Here is a 17912-nt window from a genome sequence, read left to right on the forward strand (position 1 = left end):
GATGTGGGTTTTCACGCGGCGCTCTCTCACTTCGGTGGGGGAGCGCCGCCCCTTTAACCGTGGTAGCGGCGGATGGCGTGGCTGGCTTGGGCGAGTGCCAGGAGTTTAAGGAGAAGCTGGCTGTGCATATGCATGCCGACGGCGGCAGTGAGGATGAGCCTGTCGGTGCTCTCCGGGGCGGTCGTTGCGGCAATGTCGAGTCCGGCCACGTCGTCCATCGCCTTGCTGTACGCCTCCAGCACTGTCTCAGATACAGGAATCTTGAGGCCCGCCATCAGCTCCAGGTGGGCAGTGAGGGCGTTCCGGGCGTCACTTGCGGAATCCGGCCAACCGCGGAGACGCACGACGGCGTCAGTCGCCCCTGCCGCTTCCCCGCCGATCGACGTGGTGTAGTTTCCAAGATCCAGAACCACCCGCTGGACCGCAGCAAGGAGATCGAGGCGGGGCACGCCGTCGTCGGCTATTCTCACGAGGCCGCGAATCTGCCCGATGTTGAGGCCCACGATCTGGCGGAGCGCCTGGATTAATTCGAGCCGGTCGAGATGCCTGGCTGAATACTCGGCACGGGTTGCGTGAACGGCCTCTCCCGGTGGCAGCAGACCTTCGCGCAGGTAGTACTTGATGCTTGCGGGTGTGACTCCTGACCGCTGACTCAGTTCATTGAGCTGCATCCCGATCTCCTTACCTGCCCGTGTCAATGGATAGTGAATTCGAGCCCGGCTATCCTGATGTACACGCATGGATAGTGGCTCTATCCTAAGGCTATGGAGCCATGGAATGTTCTACTTGCCAGCCATGTGGTTGGCGCCCTTTTTGTGCTGGCCATCGGGCCCTTGCAGATACTGCGCCGACGGCGAGACCGTATCCACCGCACCATGGGCTACTTCTGGGTGGCTGCCATGTACTACGTCTGCTTCAGCAGTTTCTGGATTGTGTCCGACGGGCATTTCAGCTGGCTGCACGGGCTCTCGGCTTTCACCATCGTGACCGTAACCCTGGGCCTGGTCAGTGCCGTTCGCGGCAACATCGCCTCGCATAGGGGAAACATGATTGGCAGCTACGTCGGCATCGTCGTGGCCTTCATCTTCGCAGTGACTGTGCCGGGCCGTGCCATTCCTGATCTGCTCGCCACCGACCCCTCCTCCGTGGCGTTCGTCTGCGGACTCGTGGTGCTGAGCACGGCGGTGATCTTCGTTTCAGTGAAGCGGGGAGGCCGCGTGGGCGGGAGGTCGCGGACCGTTGTGACCGTAAAAGCGGCGTCCGCACGGGTCCCTGACTCGCGGGAAGTGCGAGAGGATCGCCGGAAAGCCGACATCAGGTGAGAGAGCGTCCGTAGAAAGGCCGCATCAGGTGAGAGAGCGTCGCAGGGGTCAGGCGAGGCCCACCGGGTTGCCGTCGCCGTCCACGTCCATGCGCATCGCGGCCGGTGCAACGGGCAGCCCGGGCATGGTCATCACCGCTCCGGTCAACGCCACGATGAATCCGGCCCCAGTTTTGGGCAGGAGGTCGCGGACGTGGATGGTGAATCCCTTCGGGGCGCCCAGGCGTGAGGCGTCGTCCGTGAACGAGTACTGGGTCTTGGCCATGCACACAGGGAGGCCGCCCCAGCCGTTCCGCTCGATATCGGCCAGCCGCTTCAGGGCCGGTACGGAGAAGTCCACCCCGTCCGCCCCGTAGATTTCCTGGGCGATGGTCCGGATCTTGTCCTCCACAGGCAGTCCCAGCGCGTACAGGTGCCGGAAATTGTTTGGCCCCGCCACCGTCTTGGCCACGAGGGCCGCAAGGTCATCCCCGCCGTCACCACCGCCGCCGCGTCCCCACACATCGGCGACGGCGGCCGGAACTCCCTCCGCCGCACACCACGCCAGCAGCCAGTCGAGTTCCTCGGCCGAGTCGGAGGAGAACCTGTTGATCGCCACCACGGGCGGCACCCCGAACTTCTCCACGTTCCGGACGTGCCGGTGCAGGTTGGCCACGCCCGCCTCGAGGGCGGCGATGTTCGGTTCGGTGAGCTGGTTCTTCGCCACCCTGCCCTGCATCTTCAGTGCCCTCACCGTTGCCACCACCACCACCGCCGAGGGCGCCAGGCCGCCGGTCCGAGCCTTGATGTCCATGAACTTCTCGGCGCCCAGGTCGGCGCCGAAGCCCGCCTCCGTGACCACAATGTCCGCCAGCCGCCGGGCCGTCTGGGTGGCAATGAGCGAATTGCAGCCGTGGGCGATGTTGGCGAACGGGCCGCCGTGAACCATTGCCGGGGTGCCGGCGATGGTCTGCACCAGGTTGGGCTTGACGGCCTCCTTCAGCAGCAGCGTGAGCGCCCCCTGCACGCCGAGGTCCGCCACGGTCACAGGCGTCCGGTCAAAGGTGTAGCCGAACGTGATCCGGCCGAGGCGGGAGCGGAGGTCGGCCAGGTCCGTGGCCAGGCAGAAGACCGCCATGATTTCCGACGCGACGGTGATGTCGAAGCCGTCCTGCCGCGGGACGCCTTGGGTGGGCCCGCCCAAACCGATGACCACCTCCCGCAGGGCGCGGTCGTTCATGTCCAGCACCCGCTTGAACGTCATGCGCCGGGGGTCGATGTTGAGCTGGTTGCCCTGGTAGATGTGGTTGTCCACCAGGGCCATCAGCGCGTTGTTGGCGGCTGTGACGGCGTGGAAGTCGCCGGTGAAGTGGAGGTTGATCTCGTCCATGGGCAGCACCTGGGAGTAGCCGCCGCCGGTGGCGCCGCCCTTCATGCCCAGGACCGGGCCCAGCGAGGGCTCACGCAGGGCGATCATCACCTTGTGGCCTGCCCGTGCCAGGGAATCGGCGAGCCCTACGGTGGTGGTGGACTTTCCCTCGCCGGCAGGCGTGGGGGACATTGCCGAGACCAGCACCACCTTCCCGGCAGGGGCAGGGGCCTGCAGCCGGGCGGGATCGATCTTGGCTTTGTACCGCCCATACTGCTCGAGGGCGTCCGCATTGATGCCCGCAGCCGCCGCAATCTCCTCGATGGGCCGGATCCGTGCCGCTCGGGCAATCTCAAGGTCACTGGGGGTGGAAGACATCGTTGTCCTTTGATTGGTGATTGGTGATTGGCGGGTGGGGTCAGGTTTCCGTGGAGGGACAGTCAGGACGCGGGAAAGGCCTGCACCAGCCGGGTTCCCACATGGTTGTCGACGGCGGCGTGGTAGCTTTCGAGCGTGATCGCAGCAGTGCGGGCCCATCCCGAGTTCTGGGCCCTGATGGCGGCGGCCCGTCCCATGTCCTCGCGGGTGGCGGGGTCGTCGTGCAGGGCTTCGAGCGCGTCGGCCCAGTCGGCGGCGTGGTGGCCGTCCACCAGCAGACCGGTCCTGCCGTGGAAGATGGCCCGCGACAGGCCGCCAACGCGCGTGGCCACCACCGGCGTGCCGCAGGCCTGGGCTTCGAGCGCCACCAGCCCGAAGGACTCGCTGAAGGAGGGCATCACCACCACGTCCGCCGCGCGGAACCAGGCCGCAAGCTCAGGTGCCTTGACCGGGGGAAGCTGCGTGAGGACGTCGTCCATCTCCGCCTCCGACACCAGCCGCCGGAGGTTGAACTCCTTGTTGCCGCTCAGCGAGCCCAGGATGGTGACCCGGAGATCGATGTCCGGCCGCCGTTTCCGCAGCAGCGCCGCGGCCTTGACCAGCACCTGCGGCCCCTTCAGCCGCTGGATGCGCCCGGCAAAGACCAGGTGGAACGTCCCGGGGTTGATGCCCCGCTCCGCCCTGGACCGTGCCCGGAAAGCAGGCGTGAAGGTGCCCAGGTCCACGCCGGGCGGGGCGATGTCGATCCGGTCGTACGTGGCGCCGTAGTGCGAAACCAGTTCGGCGGCCTCGGCACTGGTGTTGGCGATGAGCCGGGCGGCGCCGTCCACAATGCGGTGCTCGCCCAGTTCACGCCGCCGCGGCTCCGGCTGTTCACCGGATTCCAGCAGCAGGTTCTTGACCTTGGCCATGGTGTGCATCGTATGGACCAGCGGCACGCCCCAGAGCTCGGACAGCTCTAGGCCGGCAATCCCGGACACCCAGTAGTGGGAATGGATGACGTCGTAGCGGCCGTGCGGCTGCCGGCGGCGGATCTGCTCGATCTCCGCCACCATGCTGTGCAGCAGGCCCGGCAGCTCTTCCTTGGGAATCTTCTTCAGCGGCCCGGCCAGGACGTTGTGCACGCAGACGCCGGGATCGGGGTGTTCGACGGCGGGCTGGTTGGCCGCGGTGGACCGGGTGAAGATCTCCACCTCGACGCCCGCTTCCGCCAGGGCCGATGCCAGTTCGCGGATGTACACGTTCATCCCGCCGGCGTCACCGGAACCGGGCTGCTCCATGGGGGAGGTGTGGAGGGAGAGCAAAGCAACCCTGCGGATCAGTGCCATGGGACCTCCTTCCGGCTACCGGCGTGTATGGGCAGCGCCGGTAGAGTGCGCATCCGATAAAACACTACTCCTCCCTCACAGGACACCTGGGCGCCACAGATCCCGGAGCGCGGGGAACTTCCGCTCGTAGCCGTCCAGCAGGGCCTGCGCCAGGGCCTCCGAGTCCACCAGCGGATGCCCGGCGAACGCCGCGAGGGCGGCTTCGCGGTCACCCTCGACGGCGGCCCGCACGGTCAGCCGCTCCACCTCCTTGACCTGCCGCAGCAGTCCCAGCTGCGGTTCCGGCGGAGCCTGCTGAGGAAGCGGCAGCGCGCCGTCGGCCGTCACCGTGCAGGGAACTTCGACGACGGCGTCCGCCGGCAGCCCCGGAATGGCCGGTTCAGGGGCGGCCGGCCGGGCCGTGGTTTGGGCGGCGGCTGTGTCCGGTACGGGGGAGTTGCGGGTGTTCAGGATCAGCTGTGTGTCACCGGTTCCGGACAGGGCACGCATGGCGGCGAGGGCCACCCGCTCGTAGCCGCCGCCGGCCAGGTCGGCCTCGTCCCGCTGCGCGCCCTGGGTGCGTGCCTCAGCCAGGTAGCCCTCCTCGCGGGACCGGCGCGCCTCCTCCCAGAGCCGGAACGCATCGGCGCCGCCCGCGGCCAGCCGCGGATATAGCTCCTCCTGCTGGCTGTGGATGGTCTCGCCGCGGGTCCGGGCCATGGTGCGCATAGCCTCACGGGCGGCGTCCCACTGGTAGTAGTAATAGAGGTATTCGTTGGGCAGCGCGCCGAGCTCCGCCAGGAACGGCTGGGGGAAGAGCCGGCCCTCCTCGAACGCGGCCAGGGCCAGCGGATCGGCGAGCAGCCGCGGTAGAAGGTCCTGCCCGTTGGATTCCAGCCGGTACAGCCAGCCCAGGTGGTTCAGGCCGTAGTAGCCCACGCCGTCGAGCCTTCCCTCCGGCAGCGGCGCCCCGGCCGCCCGCGCCGCCCGCTGCACCAGGCCGCCGGCCGAGTCGCAGATCCCGATCACTTTCCGGCCCAGCACGGGCAGCAGCGCCTCGGTGACCATGCCCGCTGGATTGGTGAAGTTGACCAGCCAGGCCTCCGGGCAGTGCTCCTTCATCAGCCGTGCCAGGTTGAGCATGTGCGGGATGGTCCGCAGGGCATAGGAGATCCCGCCAGCGCCGGTTGTTTCCTGACCCAGCAGGCCAAGGTCCTGCGCCACCTTTTCGTCCGCCACCCGTCCTGACGTTCCGCCGGGCCGGATGGCCGCGAACACCATCCCGGCACCCGCCAGCGCCTGCGGCAGGTTGGTGGTGGCGTGTACCGGAACCCGGGCATCCGGACCACCCGGCATGCTGTGCAGGACAGCCGTGACGGCCTGGAGGCGGGCGGGGTCGACGTCGTACAGCACCAGCTCGCTGACCATCCCCGCAAAGCGTCCGGAGGCCAGCGCCCGGTAGATCAGCGGCACCCGGAAACCCCCGCCGCCGGCAATGAGAAGCCGCATAACCAGCAGTCTAGGCCCGCGCCCGGCGGGCCCCTACCGCATGTCCGCGGCAGGGCGTAGTGTGCGGACATGGACGCGATCCCAGCCCGCCCCTACGACCCCCTGGCAGCCGTCCGCCCGCCCTCCACTCCCGGATTCGACCTGCTGCTGGCCGGAACGGTTTTCCAGGACATCATTTTCACAGGGCTTCCGCACGCGCCGGAGCCCGGCACCGAAATCTGGAGCGACGGCATGGGCAGCTGCCCGGGCGGGGTCGCCAACCAGGCCATCGCCGCGGCGCGGCTGGGGCTGAAGACAGGACTCGCCGCCGCGTTCGGCGACGACGGCTACGGTGACTTCAACTGGAAGATCCTGTCCGGCCAGGAGCACGTGGACCTCTCGCTGTCGCAGAAAGTGCCCGGCTGGCACTCACCCGTCACAGTCTCCCTCTGCGTGGAGAAGGACCGGTCCATGGTGACCCACGGCCACGCCGCGCCCATCTCATCCTCCGAGTTGATCGGGGACCCGCCGCCCGCGCTCGCAGGCATCGCGGAAGTGGGCAGGGAGATCGAGCCGTGGGCGAAGGCTGCGCACCACGCGGGGGTCAAGCTGTTCGGCGATGTCGGCTGGGACCCCAGCGGAGAATGGGCGCCTGCCCGGCTGGACAACCTGCAGTACTTCCATGCCTTCCTCCCCAACCAGCGCGAGGCCATGGCCTTCACGGGGAAGGACGATCCCTGGACTGCCCTGTATGCGCTGGCAGACCGCGTTCCGGTGGCCGTGGTGACGCTCGGCGCGCAGGGGGCCATGGCCGTGGACTCTGAGACGGGGGAGGAGGAATGGGTGCCCTCGCTTCCGGTGAAGGCTTACGACCCCACGGGCGCAGGTGACTGTTTCGACGCCGCGTTCATCGTTGGCAGCCTGGCCGCTTGGCCGCTGGGGGACAGGCTCCGCTTTGCGAACCTTTGCGCCTCGCTGGCGGTGCAGGAGGTGGGCGGTTCCCTGGCGGCCCCCGGGTGGGGGGACATTGCCGACTGGTGGAAGCGCGCCAACGCACGGCCGGAGCGGCAGATGAGCCAGTGGCTGCGACGCTTCGGTTTCCTGGCCGACATCATCCAGGACGTCCCGCTCGCCGCGCAGCGCAGGGCCGCAGCCACCATCGCACACCTCTCGGACGCCTGACGATTATTCGGCCGGAAGCGCCAGCACTAGAATCACTAGGGTGACTTACCCCGCAACAACCGGCGAATTCAGTGCCGCCCCGGGACACGGCTCCCGCTATGAACGGTCCGCCGTGATTGACCTGGACGCCATCCGGCACAACGTCCGCCGCCTCGCCGCTGCCGCATCCCCGGCGAAAGTCATGGCCGTGGTCAAGGCAGATGCCTACGGGCACGGTGCCGTGCCGGTGGCGCGGGCAGCCCTGGAGGCAGGAGCGTCCTGGCTGGGCGTGGCCCACATTTCGGAGGCCCTGGCGCTCCGGGCTGCCGGCATTGACGCGCCGCTGCTGGCCTGGCTGCACACCACGGAAAGCAACTTCGGAGCCGCCGTGGCTGCCGGCGTGGACATTGGCTGCTCCGGCTGGGAACTGGACCGCATTGTGGCCGCAGCTCGGGAACAGGAGCGCCCGGCCCGCGTCCACCTGAAAGTGGACACCGGACTGGGACGCAACGGCGCGGCCCTGGACAGCTGGGACCAGCTGGTGGGCGAGGCGATGGACTACCAGGACCAGGGCCTGCTGCGCGTGGTGGGCATCTTCTCCCACCTCGCCGTCGCCGATGAGCCGGAGCGTCCCGAAACCGACCAGCAGCTGGCCACGTTCCGCGAAGTCCTGGCCGTGGCGGAGGACGCCGGCGTGGACCCGGAGGTCCGCCACCTGGCCAACACTCCCGCCACGCTGTCCCGGCCCGATACCCACTTCGACCTGGTCCGCGTTGGCCTGGGCATTTACGGGCTGTCCCCGTTCGCCGGCCAGAGCTCCGCCGAACTGGGGCTCCGCCCGGCCATGACCCTGCGGACCCTGGTGTCCCAGTGCAAGGAGGTGCCGGACGGGCAGGGCGTCTCCTACGGCCTCCACTACCGCACCCGGGGAGACAGCACGCTGGGCCTGATCCCGGTGGGTTACGCGGACGGGGTGCCGCGGTCCGCCACCGGCGGTCCCGTACGGGTGGCCGGCCGGACCTACCCGGTGGTGGGCCGGATTGCCATGGACCAGATGGTCATCGACCTCGGCGGCATCGGCGGAGCGGGTGCGGACCTGCTGGGTGCCGAGGCGGAACTGTTCGGGGACGGAGCCGACGGCGGCCCCACCGCCGATGACTGGGCCCGCGCCGCCGGAACCATCAACTACGAGATCGTCACCAGGATCAGCCCCAGGGTGCCGCGGCGCTTCATCAACGAAGAGGACCGGACCTCCGCATCCAGCCAGGAGAAGCTCTCGTGACCACCAACGGCCAGGCTCCCCGGCCCAACTGGGAAATGACATTAACAGCGACGACGGCGGAGCAGACCCATGCGCTGGCCCTCCGTCTCGCGGCGGTCCTGCAGGCCGGGGACCTGCTGGTGCTCAGCGGTGAGCTGGGTGCCGGGAAGACCACATTCACGCAGGGCCTGGGGGAGGGGCTGGGCGTCCGGGAAGGCATTATCTCGCCGACGTTCGTCCTGGTCCGCATCCACCCCAACCTGCCTGCGGGGCCGCGGCCCGGTGGCCCGGACCTGGTGCACGTGGACGCCTACCGGCTGGACTCGGCCGCGGAGATTGACGACATCGACCTGGAAAACACCATGGACTCCTCCGTGACGGTGGTGGAGTGGGGCCGGGACCGGGTGGAGCACCTCAGCGAGAGCAGGCTCGAGATCGATTTGCACCGCGCAGTTGGACTTGACGACGGGCTGCCCTCCGCCAGCCTGGACTTCGACACCGGGGATGCGGACGAACCCCGCACCATCGTGATGCGCGGCTACGGCCCGCGGTGGCCCGAAGCCCCGGAACTTGGCGCGGCCAGGGAAGGGGTGCGCTGATGCTGATCCTGGCCATTGACACCTCCGCCGTTGCCAGCGCCGCCCTGGTTTCCTCTGAGGCGCCGGGCTCCGTGCTGGCCAGCTTCTCCACCGAGGACACCCGGAGCCACGCCGAGGTGCTTGCCCCCGGGATCGAGGAGATGCTCGCAGGCGCCGGCGTGACCGGAAACGACATCGACGCCCTGGTGGTGGGTGTGGGTCCCGGACCGTTCACCGGATTGCGGTCCGGAATCGCCACCGCGCGGACCCTGGCTTTTGTCTGGGGCAAACCCCTCCACGGGCTGGTCAGCCTGGACGCCATGGCCCTGGAAGTGGCTGAATCCGCGGCGGCCGTCCCCGAGTTCCTGGTGGCGACGGACGCACGCCGCAAAGAGGTCTACTGGGCGCGCTACAGCCTCGCCGACGGCCGGCTTCCGGTCCTGGAGGACGGCCCGCACGTCAGCTTCGCCGCCAACCTCCCGGACCTGCCCGCCTTCGGGGCCGGTGCCGGTCTTTACGCTGATGCGCTGAAGGCCCACCCCGGCTTTGCGCAGGAACAGCCGGATGCCCTGTACCTGGGCAAGTTCGCGCTGGCACGGCTCGAAGCGGGCAACGGCCTCCTCGACTCCACGCCGCTGTACCTCCGGGAGTCCGACGCCCAGGTCCCCGGACCGCGGAAGAGGGCCCTGTGAACCGCACACCCGGCCGCCCCGGTGCTGGCGTGACCGTCCGCGATATGACGCTGGACGATGTCCCCTCGGTCAGCGCCCTGGAACAGCGGCTTTTCCCGGTGGACGCCTGGCCCCTCCAGATGTTCCTCGACGAACTCTCCCAGCCGGAAACCCGCCGCTACCTCGTGGCGCAGGGCAGCGACGGCATTGTGGGCTACGCGGGCCTGATGTGCATTGAGCCCATCGCGGACGTCCAGACCATCGCCGTCGTCCCCGAATATGAGGGCCGGGGCATCGGCACCACGCTGCTCACCGCCCTCATTCACGAGGCCCGGCGCAGGCGGGCTGCGGACGTCCTGCTGGAGGTCCGGGCGGACAACCCGCGGGCGCAGCAGCTGTACGTCCGGTTTGGCTTTGAGCAGATCCACGTCCGCCCCCGGTATTACCGCGACGGCGTCGATGCCCTGATCATGCGCCTCCAGCTCGCCGGCACGTCCGGGAGTACAGGCGCCCCGAACCCCCACAACGCGAATCCCGAAGCCGCGGACCCCCAGGAAGGACCCCAGCCATGAACCGCACGCAGCCACTGGTGCTGGGCATCGAGTCGTCCTGCGACGAGACCGGCGTGGGAATCGTGCGCGGAGCCACGCTGCTGACCAACACCGTGTCATCTTCCATGGACGAGCACGTCCGGTTCGGCGGCGTCATCCCCGAGATCGCCTCCCGCGCGCACCTGGACGCCTTCGTCCCCACGCTGGAGCAGGCATTGTCCGACGCCGGCGTGGCCCTCGATGACGTGGACGCCATCGCCGTCACCTCGGGTCCGGGCCTGGCCGGAGCCCTCATGGTGGGAGTCTGCGCCGCCAAGGCCCTGGCCGTGGCCACCGGCAAGCCGCTGTACGCCATCAACCACCTCGTGGCCCACGTCGGCGTGGGGCTGCTGGACGGGGCAGGCGGCGGCCGGCACCATGGCGCAGGCCCGCAGCTCCCGGAGAACCTCGGTGCGCTGCTGGTATCCGGCGGCCACACCGAAATCCTGAGGATCAACAGCATCACCGACGACGTGCAGCTCCTGGGTTCCACCATCGATGACGCCGCGGGCGAAGCCTATGACAAGGTGGCCCGCATCCTGGGCCTCGGCTACCCGGGCGGGCCCGCCATCGACAAGGTGGCCCGCACCGGCAATCCGAAGTCCATTCGCTTCCCCCGCGGCCTGAGCCAGCCCAAGTACATGGGGACCGCCGAGGAACCGGGCAAGCACAGGTATGACTGGTCCTTCAGCGGCCTCAAGACCGCGGTGGCCCGGTGCGTGGAGCAGTTTGAGGCTCGCGGGGAGGAGATTCCGGTGGCTGACATTGCGGCGGCGTTCCAGGAAGCCGTCGTGGACATCATTTCCTCGAAGGCCGTGCTGGCCTGCCGGGAACACGGCATCAAGGACGTGCTCCTGGGCGGCGGAGTCGCGGCCAACTCCCGGCTCCGCGAGCTGACCGGGCAGCGCTGTGCCTCGGCCGGGATCCGGCTGCACGTGCCGCCGCTGGACCTGTGTACGGACAACGGCGCCATGGTGGCGGCCCTGGGCGCGCAGCTGGTGATGGCCGGGGTGGAACCCAGCGGCATCCGCTTCGCCCCTGATTCCTCGATGCCGGTCACGTCGGTGTCCCTGCCGGCCTAAAGACAGTAGGCCCTGCGAACCGTCGCGGGGCACTTTGGGGGGCGCCGCCGTCGTAATTCACGACGGCGGCGGGCGTGTCCGTGCCGATGAGCCCCGTTTCGGGCGGGCAGGGTCAGGCGGTGGGGCCGTTGCGCATCTGCTTGACCAGGTCCAGCACCACGGCCTGGAGATCACCGCCGTGTTCGGCTGCCACGCGGCGCTGGCGCTGGTAGCCCGCCCCGCGGCGGATGATCTTCTCGACGTCGGCAAGCTCGTCCGTGCAGCGCAGCTTGGCGGCCACGGGTTCGAGCCGGTTGAGGGTTTCCAGCAGGTGCTCGGTGACCAGCTGCTCCTTGCCCGCGGCGTCGAGGATGATGATGGCGTCCATGCCGTAGCGGGCAGCGCGCCACTTGTTTTCCTGGACATGCCAGGGCGGCATGGTGGGAATGGTCCCGCCGTTGTCCAGGGTGGTGGAGAACTCGTCCACCAGGCACTGGGTGAGGGCTGCGATGGCGCCCACCTCCTCCAAGGTGGCCAGGCCGTCGCAAATCCGCATCTCGATGGTGCCCAGGTTTGGGACCGGCCGGATGTCCCAGCGGATCTCCGAGAGCGTGTCGATCACCCCGGTGGTGAACATGTCCTGCACATAGGACTCGTATTCCTCCCAGGAGTGGAACTGGAAAGGCAGGCCGGCCGTGGGGAGCTGCTGGAACATCAGGGCCCGCTGGGATGCGTAGCCGGTGTCCTCGCCGCCCCAGAACGGGCTGGACGCGGAGAGCGCCTGGAAGTGCGGGAAGTAGTTGACCAGCCCGTCCAGCACGGGCAGCACCTTGTCCCGGCGGTCCAGCCCCACGTGGACGTGCACGCCATAGATGACCATCTGCCGGCCCCACCACTGCGTGCGGTCGATGAGTTTTGCGTAGCGCGCCTTGTCCGTGACCGGCTGCAGCTGCGGTGGGCTGAACGGGTGGCTTCCGGCGCAGAACAGTTCCACGCCCATGGGATCGGTGATCTCGCGCACGGCGGTCAGCGAACGGCTGAGGTCTTCCTTGGCTTCGGCCGCGGTTTCGCAGATACCCGTGACCAGTTCCACCGTGTTCAGCAGGAGTTCCTGCTTGATGTGCGGGTGCTCGTCGTCTTCGTTCAGCTCGGGGTGGCGGGACGCCACGCCTCGGAGCACCTCATTGGCCACGGATGCGAGTTCGCCCGTCCGGCCGTCCACCAGCGCGAGTTCCCATTCAACACCAAGGGTTGACTGCCTTGATGTAGCGAAATCGATCTTCACGCATGTCCTAACTGTCCTGTTTGCCGCTGGCTCACGCCGTCACTGACAGTCTGCTGCCGGCAGGCGAACGGGTGGTTCAAGTCTAGTGCAGGGGTAGCATCGTATTGATGGCCTTGTTCCGACCCCTGCGTGACAGTCTTCACACATCCCTCCCCTTCATCGCGGCAGCCTCTGCCGCAGTAGCCCTGGCGTCCTGCACGGCAGCGCCGGGCCCTGCCCCGTCGTCGTCGGCCCCATCTGCCCCCTCTGCACCGTCTGCCACCCCCACGCCACGTACGACGACGGCGCCCGCCACGCCCTCCCCGTCACCCGATCCGGGTACCCGGCCACTGGGCTGGGGGCCCCAACAGCGCGACCAGGACGCGGCAGCTGCGGCAGTGGCGGCGATGAGCACCGAGGAGAAGGCCGGCCAGGTCCTCCTTCCCTTCTTCAAGGGCAAGGAGGTGGAGTCCCACGCAGCGGCCATCGAGCGGCTGCACCTCGCCGGGTCCATCATCATGGGCGACAACGTTCCCCTTGACGCCCAGGGCAGGATGGACGTGCACGGCATGGCTGCCATCAACCAGCGGTTGGCTGCCGCCGCCGGGGGACGGCCGTGGCCCGGGATCATCGCGGTGGACCAGGAAGGCGGCCAGGTTGCCCGGCTGGGCCTGCCCCTGACCGAATGGCCCACCCCCATGAGCTACGGCGCAGCCGGCAGCGTGCCGCTGGCCCGGGAAGCGGGGCAGGGCCTGGCCGCGGAACTGGTGCCCCTTGGGTTCAACCTGGATTTCGCACCCGGCACCGACGTCACCATCGGACCCGCCGATCCCACCATTGGCGCCAGGTCCATGTCCGCGGACCCCGACGCTGCCGCCGCGCTCGGCGTGGCGTTCTCGCAGGGAATGCTCGCCGCGGGGGTGCTGCCGGCCGTGAAGCACTTTCCGGGGCACGGCTCCGTGACGGTCGACTCCCACCACAACCTCCCGGCGCAGCCCTCCACGGTGGCGGAGCTCGGCGCCCGCGACTGGAGGCCGTTCCGGGCCGCCATCGACGCCGGATCTCCGATGGTGATGACCGGGCACATTGCGGTCCCGGCGCTGGAACCCGGCGTCCCGGCGTCGCTCTCCGGCCCTGCCTACGCGGCACTGCGGGGGCTCGGGTTCAAGGGGGTGGCGGTGACGGATGCCCTGAACATGGGCGCCGTGACCAAGCAGTACCCCGGCGGCGCCGCCGCGGTGATGGCCCTCGCCGCCGGCGCGGACCTCCTGCTGATGCCCGCCGACGTAGCCCAGGCCCACGCCGCGATCGTCCATGCAGTGTCCTCCGGCGCCCTGCCCCCGGAGCGGCTGGACGAGGCAGCCCGCCGGGTGGCCACCATGATGGCCTGGCACGGCCGGACAGCCGCGGCAGCCGGCGCCCCGGCAGGTAGCGGCGGAGCCCTGTCAGCCCACGTCTCCGCCTCAGCGGTCACCATGCTCTCCGGACCCTGCACCGGCCCGCTGGTTCCCGGCGCGGTACGGGTGCACGGTGGCACGCCGGCTGACAGGGCGCGCTTCGAGGCAGCCGCAGCCAGGGCCGGCCTGGCCTTAGGCTCCGGACCGCTGGTCAGCCTGATCGGCTACGGCGGCCGGGGTGCGGGAGGGGACATTGCCGTGGCACTGGATGCTCCCTGGCCGCTGCGGGACTCGACGGCGCCGGTGAAGGTGGCCCTTTATGGTCGGAGCGACGGCGCCTTCGATGCCCTCGCCGCTGTCCTGGCGGGGAAGGCGGGCGCACCGGGTAAGCTGCCGGCCGCCGTCGGAAACTTCCCGGCGGGAACCGGCTGCCCCTGATCCCAACTAGGTAGCAGCAGATGTCCGTTTGGACCCCTATACCGACATCTGCTGCTACCTGGTTGGGAATCCCGTTTAATGGTCGGGTGCCCATTCTTAATAAAGACATGACCCTCTGCATCTCGCTCTCGGCGCGGCCCAGCAACAACGGGACCCGTTTCCACAACCACCTGTACGAGCAGCTGAACCTCAACTGGATCTACAAGGCGTTCGCCCCCACGAACCTGGAACAGGCCATTGCGGGCGTTCGCGGCCTGGGCATCCGCGGCTGCGCCATCTCCATGCCGTACAAGGAGGATGTGATTGCGCTGGTGGACGAGATGGACCCCTCGGCCAAGGCCATCGACTCCGTCAACACCATTGTGAACACGGACGGGCGCTTGAAGGCGTACAACACCGACTACACCGCGATCGAGCAGCTCCTGGCCACCAATAAGGTGCCCACCAGCTATTCGGTCCTGGTCCAGGGAGCGGGCGGCATGGCCAAGGCCACCGTTGCCGCGCTCCGCGACGCCGGCTTCGCGGATGTCACGGTCATCGCCCGGAACGAGGTTGCCGGGCGTGCGCTCGCGGACCAGTACGGCTTCAGGTGGCAGGAAACGCTCGACGGCGGGACGGCGGACTTGATCATTAACGTGACGCCTATCGGTATGGCAGGCGGTATGTCAGGCGGGGCGGAAGCTGACGCACTCGCCTTCCCGCAGGAGGCCATCGACGCCGCCCAGGTGGTTTTCGACGTCGTGGCGCTGCCGGCCGAAACCCCGCTGATCAAGGCCGCGCGGGCCGCGGGAAAGCCGGTGATCACCGGTGCGGAAGTGGCCACCATCCAGGCTCTTGAACAGTTCGTGCTCTACACCGGCGTGCGGCCCACCGCTGAGCAGGTGCGTGCTGCCGAAGAGTTTATGCGGGCCCAGTAGCAGTTTCTTCGCGGGCAGCGCCCTGCGCCGGCTCCACCACGATGGCCACCCGGTCCTCCCCGATGCGGGTCAGGACCAGGGTGGCTGTTTTGGTTCCGGCTTTCTTGCCGGCTGCGCTCTTTCCCCCGGGGAGGAGCTGCTTGCGGAGCTCCTCGGGCGTGACGGCGGTGCCGCGCTTCTTGATGTCCAGCACACCGATGCCGTTGTCCTTCACCCAGGCCTTGAGCGCCTTGACGTTGTAGGGCATGACCTCCAGGACCTTGTAGGCCCGGGCAAACGGTGTGTCCACCAGTTCGGGCGCGCACACATAGGCGATGTGCTCATCCACCAGGTGTCCGCCAAGCTGCAGCGCGATGTCCGCCACCAGCCCGGCCCGGATCACCGCGCCGTCGGGTTCGTAGAGGTAGCCTTCCACCGGGCCCACCGGAGCCGTGGGGCCGGCGCCGAAGTCTTCTCCGCTGGTCAGCTCAGCCGCCCCCTGGGCGCCGAGCACCAGCGCAGCCCGGCGGACTCCCGGACGGCGCACTGCGTTGAACCACAGCGCCACCTCCGTCACATCCCCGGCCACGGAGACCCACTGCGCTTCGCAGCTTGCCGGAACGGAATCGTGCGGCATGCCCGGCCCCATCTTGACCCCCACGGCCAGGCCGGAGGCCGCCAGGTCCTCAACGAAGGACAAGGGCGGGGAAAAAGCCTCGGGGTCCCAGATCCGCTTGGTGCCCGACGTGGAAGTGACACGGCGCGCCGGGTCCAGCCAGACGCCGTCGACCCCGTCCAGCGGCACTGCCGTGGCGTCCGCATGGACCACGGTGGCGTTGGGGAACGGGATCAGGTTGACGGTGGCGCAGGCTGCCGTGGTCTCGTCCATCTCCACGGCGGTGACGTTGATGTCCATGGAAGCCAGCGCCAGGGAGTCCGCCGCCAGCCCGCAGCCCAGGTCTGCAACGTGGCTGATTCCGGCCTCCGCGAACCGCTGGGCGTGGCGTGCGGCAACGTTGAGCCGGGTTGCCTGTTCCAGTCCGGCCTGGGTGAACAGCATGCTCCGGGCAAACTCGCCGAACTTTGCGGCCGCCCTGGTGCGGAGCCTGGACTGGGTCAGGACGGCGGAGACCAGTTCAGGGGAGTGGCCGGCCTTGCGGAGGGCCGAGTTCAGCTCGAAGGATTTCTCCTCCTGGTAAGGGCCCAGGGACGCCAGAAGCTCCCAGCCTTCCGGGGTGAGCAGTGGTGCAATCTGGTCCTGGGGAGCTTGAGCCATGGGTTCCAGCCTAGTGGAGGAGCGGCATGCCGGCGGGCCGATAGTGTTGAAGCCATGAAAGACAGTGCAGGTACCCCGCAGTCCCGCCAGCACCACCCCGGGGGCCTGGCGCGGTTCGCCCGCCCGGCACTGATTGTCAGCGCCGTGGTTGCCGTGGTGTGCATCGCGCTTCTGGTGATCATTTTCTTCCTGGATGCCTTCAACGCCACCGTCTATTCGGTGGGCGGCAGCAGCATCCAGGACGACACGCAGGAGGCCCAGGACATCCGCGGGCTGTACGCCGGAGCCCGCGCGGGCAGCATCTTCTTCCTGGTTGTATCGCTCATGACGGCCGCGGCTGCCGCGGTGCTGCTTTACCGCGGGCGGAACTCGGCCGGAGAGGGCGACGGCGGAGAGGACGTCGACTTCGAGGACCTGGGCCGCTGAGGTGCTGTGCCGCCGGTACTGGTCAGCAGGACCCCTGAAATAACCAGGATGCCGCCCAGGACCTGGGGGACCGTGATGGGCTGGCCCAGGACGACCGTGATGATGGCGGTAAACACGGCGATGAGGTTGAGGTAGTTCCCGGCGTTTGCAGCGGTGGTGCGTTTGAGCGCCAGGTTCCACAGCAGGTAGGAACCCAGTGAGGGGAAGAGGACGATGTAGGCCAGCGACCAGCCTTCGGAGGCCGTGGCCGGCAGCCCGGCCCCCGTGGCCATTGCAAAGGGGACCAGGACAACAGCCGCCATGGTCACCTGCACGGCGGTGGACGTGATCGCCGGGACGGACAGCCTGCGGGCGGTGATCGTGTAGAAGCCCCACACGGTGATGGCCGCGACGATCAGCAGCTCGCCGGCATTGATCGAGAAGGTCAGCAGCCGCTGCAGGTCGCCTCCGGTAAGGACCAGCAGGACTCCGCAGATGCCCAGCGCAATCCCTGCCCAACCCAGCGGGCGCGGCCTGTCCCGGAGCAGGACCACGGCCAGGACCGTGATCAGGGCAGGGTTCGCAGCAGTCACCAGGGAAGCGTTCAGGGCCGAGGTGTGCCCCAGCGCGCTGTACAGCAGCAGGGTGTAGGCGCTCATGCCCAGGCAGCTCAGGAGCAGGAGCACCGGCCAGTGGCGCAGGACGGCGCGCCAGTCCGGTTTTTCCACCAGCTGCGCCAGGACCAGCAGCGGCACAGCGGCCAGGGCCCACCGCCAGAACGTCAGCTGGAGCGGCTGCATGGTCTGCATGGCAGCCTGGCCCACAACAAAGTTGCCCGCCCAGAAGAGGGTGGCAAGAATCAGGTAAACAGCGGCTCGCACCCGGCAAATCTACACGTCCCCATGTTCCGCCCATGACGAAACTCTGGCACTCGCCTTGACCGAGTGCTAACCCTTGCATACAGTCTGTATTAGCACTCTCCCTAGGAGGGTGCTAATACATGAAGAGCTGCCAGCCAGGCTGCTGCCGGCACCGCGACGACGGTTTGCCAGCCACGGCGGAAAGCTTTCCA

17 protein-coding genes are annotated in these 17912 nt (G+C 68.5%); 10 read left to right on the forward strand and 7 right to left on the reverse strand.

The window, feature by feature from the left end:
• Positions 1-53 precede the first annotated feature (53 nt).
• On the reverse strand, positions 54-671 hold the full coding sequence (locus tag AC6CHP_RS01955) for a MerR family transcriptional regulator (RefSeq protein ID WP_377194710.1): 618 nt from the start codon (positions 669-671) through the stop codon (positions 54-56).
• 93 nt (positions 672-764) lie between these two features.
• On the opposite strand from AC6CHP_RS01955, the gene AC6CHP_RS01960 reads away from it, so the two are divergent.
• Positions 765-1322 carry a DUF2306 domain-containing protein gene (locus AC6CHP_RS01960; RefSeq protein ID WP_498228027.1) on the forward strand — a complete coding sequence of 186 codons (558 nt, stop codon included), beginning with the start codon at positions 765-767 and terminating at the stop codon, positions 1320-1322.
• A gap of 48 nt (positions 1323-1370) precedes the next feature.
• Here the strand turns inward: AC6CHP_RS01960 and AC6CHP_RS01965 are convergent, their stop codons facing one another.
• The 3 genes from AC6CHP_RS01965 to AC6CHP_RS01975 all read right to left on the reverse strand — a co-directional run bounded on the left by AC6CHP_RS01965 (position 1371) and on the right by AC6CHP_RS01975 (position 5863).
• On the reverse strand, positions 1371-3047 hold the full coding sequence (locus tag AC6CHP_RS01965; RefSeq protein WP_498228028.1) for a formate--tetrahydrofolate ligase: 1677 nt from the start codon (positions 3045-3047) through the stop codon (positions 1371-1373).
• Positions 3048-3109: 62 nt separating this feature from the next.
• Entirely contained in the window at positions 3110-4375 is a 1266-nt protein-coding gene (mshA, locus tag AC6CHP_RS01970) for a D-inositol-3-phosphate glycosyltransferase (protein WP_498228029.1), read from the reverse strand.
• A 75-nt stretch (positions 4376-4450) separates the two neighbouring features.
• Entirely contained in the window at positions 4451-5863 is a 1413-nt protein-coding gene (locus AC6CHP_RS01975; protein ID WP_498228031.1) for a family 4 glycosyl hydrolase, read from the reverse strand.
• 69 nt (positions 5864-5932) lie between these two features.
• On the opposite strand from AC6CHP_RS01975, the gene AC6CHP_RS01980 reads away from it, so the two are divergent.
• From AC6CHP_RS01980 to tsaD, 6 genes are read left to right on the forward strand one after another with little or no spacing between them, the layout of a single operon-like run.
• A complete protein-coding gene (locus tag AC6CHP_RS01980; protein ID WP_377194700.1) occupies positions 5933-7024 on the forward strand; it encodes a carbohydrate kinase family protein in 1092 nt (363 codons plus the stop codon).
• A 40-nt stretch (positions 7025-7064) separates the two neighbouring features.
• Positions 7065-8285 carry an alanine racemase gene (gene alr, locus AC6CHP_RS01985; RefSeq protein WP_188727517.1) on the forward strand — a complete coding sequence of 407 codons (1221 nt, stop codon included), beginning with the start codon at positions 7065-7067 and terminating at the stop codon, positions 8283-8285.
• A gap of 35 nt (positions 8286-8320) precedes the next feature.
• Positions 8321-8863 carry a tRNA (adenosine(37)-N6)-threonylcarbamoyltransferase complex ATPase subunit type 1 TsaE gene (gene tsaE / locus AC6CHP_RS01990; RefSeq protein WP_498228295.1) on the forward strand — a complete coding sequence of 181 codons (543 nt, stop codon included), beginning with the start codon at positions 8321-8323 and terminating at the stop codon, positions 8861-8863.
• On the forward strand, positions 8863-9534 hold the full coding sequence (gene tsaB / locus AC6CHP_RS01995; RefSeq protein WP_427117800.1) for a tRNA (adenosine(37)-N6)-threonylcarbamoyltransferase complex dimerization subunit type 1 TsaB: 672 nt from the start codon (positions 8863-8865) through the stop codon (positions 9532-9534). Before tsaE ends, tsaB begins: the two co-directional genes overlap by 1 nt.
• A 44-nt stretch (positions 9535-9578) precedes the next feature.
• A complete protein-coding gene (rimI, locus tag AC6CHP_RS02000; protein WP_427117855.1) occupies positions 9579-10085 on the forward strand; it encodes a ribosomal protein S18-alanine N-acetyltransferase in 507 nt (168 codons plus the stop codon).
• A complete protein-coding gene (tsaD, locus tag AC6CHP_RS02005) occupies positions 10082-11185 on the forward strand; it encodes a tRNA (adenosine(37)-N6)-threonylcarbamoyltransferase complex transferase subunit TsaD (RefSeq protein ID WP_427117798.1) in 1104 nt (367 codons plus the stop codon). The genes rimI and tsaD overlap by 4 nt, the downstream gene beginning before the upstream one ends.
• A 112-nt stretch (positions 11186-11297) precedes the next feature.
• Here tsaD and AC6CHP_RS02010 read toward each other — a convergent pair whose 3' ends face one another.
• Positions 11298-12449: a glutamate--cysteine ligase gene (locus AC6CHP_RS02010; protein ID WP_188727522.1), complete on the reverse strand. Its 1152-nt coding sequence runs from the start codon at positions 12447-12449 to the stop codon at positions 11298-11300.
• Between the two features lie 386 nt (positions 12450-12835).
• On the opposite strand from AC6CHP_RS02010, the gene AC6CHP_RS02015 reads away from it, so the two are divergent.
• Both AC6CHP_RS02015 and AC6CHP_RS02020 read left to right on the forward strand, forming a co-directional pair.
• Positions 12836-14263, forward strand: a complete 1428-nt coding sequence (locus tag AC6CHP_RS02015) for a glycoside hydrolase family 3 N-terminal domain-containing protein (protein ID WP_498228296.1) — start codon at positions 12836-12838, stop codon at positions 14261-14263.
• Between the two features lie 107 nt (positions 14264-14370).
• The gene (locus AC6CHP_RS02020) at positions 14371-15180 is read left to right on the forward strand and encodes a shikimate 5-dehydrogenase (protein ID WP_498228297.1); all 810 of its coding nucleotides are present in this window, start codon (positions 14371-14373) and stop codon (positions 15178-15180) included.
• Here AC6CHP_RS02020 and AC6CHP_RS02025 read toward each other — a convergent pair.
• The gene (locus AC6CHP_RS02025; RefSeq protein WP_498228034.1) at positions 15164-16435 is read right to left on the reverse strand and encodes a THUMP-like domain-containing protein; all 1272 of its coding nucleotides are present in this window, start codon (positions 16433-16435) and stop codon (positions 15164-15166) included. The genes AC6CHP_RS02020 and AC6CHP_RS02025 overlap by 17 nt on opposite strands.
• 54 nt (positions 16436-16489) lie before the next feature.
• On the opposite strand from AC6CHP_RS02025, the gene AC6CHP_RS02030 reads away from it, so the two are divergent.
• Positions 16490-16861 carry a hypothetical protein gene (locus AC6CHP_RS02030; protein WP_377194690.1) on the forward strand — a complete coding sequence of 124 codons (372 nt, stop codon included), beginning with the start codon at positions 16490-16492 and terminating at the stop codon, positions 16859-16861.
• Here AC6CHP_RS02030 and AC6CHP_RS02035 read toward each other — a convergent pair.
• The gene (locus AC6CHP_RS02035; protein WP_498228036.1) at positions 16789-17721 is read right to left on the reverse strand and encodes a DMT family transporter; all 933 of its coding nucleotides are present in this window, start codon (positions 17719-17721) and stop codon (positions 16789-16791) included. The two genes, AC6CHP_RS02030 and AC6CHP_RS02035, sit on opposite strands and share 73 nt — an antisense overlap.
• Between the last annotated feature and the right edge of the window lie 191 nt (positions 17722-17912).

It is taken from the genome of Pseudarthrobacter sp. GQ63 (genome assembly GCF_059758765.1).